This is a genomic window from Photobacterium alginatilyticum (genome assembly GCF_009910675.1).
In the GTDB taxonomy this organism is placed as follows: Bacteria; Pseudomonadota; Gammaproteobacteria; order Enterobacterales; family Vibrionaceae; genus Photobacterium; species Photobacterium alginatilyticum.
This window is the reverse complement of sequence record NZ_RSEJ01000103.1, coordinates 1-1,530: the sequence shown is the minus strand read 5'-3', so window position 1 is coordinate 1,530 and position 1,530 is coordinate 1. Positions and strand designations below refer to the sequence as shown.

Here is a 1,530-nt window from a genome sequence, read left to right as displayed (position 1 = left end):
GTTGATCAAGGCTTGATTATACTCTTTCCAGTTATTGGTCTTGTAACGGACCTTGGTTTTACTCATGGCTCATATAACTAACGATGGAACATGAACGATCAGATCGTCACTTTCCGAAAGAGTTCAAACTGATTTACGCAACAAAGCCTGTTAAACCTAGCATTTCGCAGAAGTATAATCAGTCATTTTATTGATAGAAAAACTCAACACCACAAACTATAATAACCTAATACAAGACCGATTAAGAGACCTTTAAGATGACCGCACGAATCCTTGCAGATGTTGCAGCTAGCATTACAGAGCTTAAAGCTAACCCAATGAAAGTGGTATCAAGTGCTTATGGAGAGCCCGTTGCTGTCTTAAACAGAAATGAGCCAGCATTTTACTGTGTACCAGCAGAAGCCTACGAACTACTGATGGATCGCTTAGAAGACCTAGAACTGCTAGCTATTGCGAAAGAACGTCAAGACGAACCAAGCATCACGGTAGATATCAATGACCTATAAGTTAGACTTCAAGAAATCCGCCTTAAAAGAATGGAAAAAGCTTGGTGCAACTGTTCGCGAACAATTCAAAAAGAAACTAATTGAGCGCATAGAAAATCCACATGTACCGGCTTCAAAATTATCTGGAGCCGACAACATGTACAAAATCAAACTTCGGCAATCTGGCTATCGATTAGTGTATGAGGTAAACGATGGTGTCATCACTGTAACCGTTCTTGCTGTTGGTAAACGTGAACGAAGCGAAGTCTACAAAAATGCCATGCGCAGAACTGATTCGTAGGTTTAACGCCTGCAATAAGGTGCCCCACGATAAGCTTACCAAGCACACTGAACTTCAAACCAAAACCGCCGAGTGTAATGGGTCACCTTGATTGCATTGTTATAAAACCATTTTCATTCGAAGAAGCGGCCAATCTTCACCATTGAAAGTTATCACGCCTGTTTCTCTGGCAAAGGTCTTAAACCCTATTGATTCATAGCATTTGATTGCCTTCAAATTTTGTTCAAAGACTGCCAACGATACAGTTTCTGCACTCAGTTCCTCTTGAGCATGTTTAATTGCAAGTTGAACTAGGTGCTTACCATAACCTTTGCCTCGACCAGCATGCTCACTAATGATTATCCGACATAGACGATATTCAGTGGTTGATACTTTAAATAGCTCAATAAAGCCAACCTTCTCATTTTCAGAAACCAGCCAAAATGATATGACTTCATTCTTACTTTGGTGCTCTTCTATTTGAGCAGCAGTAATCGGCCAGCTGTATAGAGGCCCACCCCACATTAAGTTAAACTCCTCAGAAGGAATCCAATCTATCAATAATTTATAATCACATTTTTCAAATGATTCTAGGTACATAACCTTCCTTTGGTTTTATAACGCCTGCAATAAGGTGCCCCACGCAAAACCAACAAAGCGTACCGAACTTCAAACCAAAACTGCCGAGTGTAATGGGTCACCTTGATTGCTTTGTTATGCAACTCCATACATTACTGCGAGCATACTTGGCCGATAATCTTTCCA

3 protein-coding genes are annotated in these 1,530 nt (G+C 40.5%); 2 read left to right on the top strand and 1 reads right to left on the bottom strand.

Features of this window, described 5'->3' with window-relative positions; all coding sequences use genetic code 11:
• The first annotated feature begins 257 nt into the window (after positions 1–257).
• Both EIZ48_RS28165 and EIZ48_RS28160 read left to right on the top strand, forming a co-directional pair.
• On the top strand, positions 258–506 hold the full coding sequence (locus EIZ48_RS28165; protein ID WP_160658692.1) for a type II toxin-antitoxin system Phd/YefM family antitoxin: 249 nt from the start codon (positions 258–260) through the stop codon (positions 504–506).
• A complete protein-coding gene (locus EIZ48_RS28160; protein ID WP_160658690.1) occupies positions 496–786 on the top strand; it encodes a type II toxin-antitoxin system RelE family toxin in 291 nt (96 codons plus the stop codon). The genes EIZ48_RS28165 and EIZ48_RS28160 overlap by 11 nt, the downstream gene beginning before the upstream one ends.
• Positions 787–885: 99 nt before the next feature.
• Here the strand turns inward: EIZ48_RS28160 and EIZ48_RS28155 are convergent, their stop codons facing one another.
• Positions 886–1,365, bottom strand: coding sequence for a GNAT family N-acetyltransferase (locus EIZ48_RS28155; protein ID WP_160658688.1), 480 nt, complete (start codon positions 1,363–1,365; stop codon positions 886–888).
• Between the last annotated feature and the right edge of the window lie 165 nt (positions 1,366–1,530).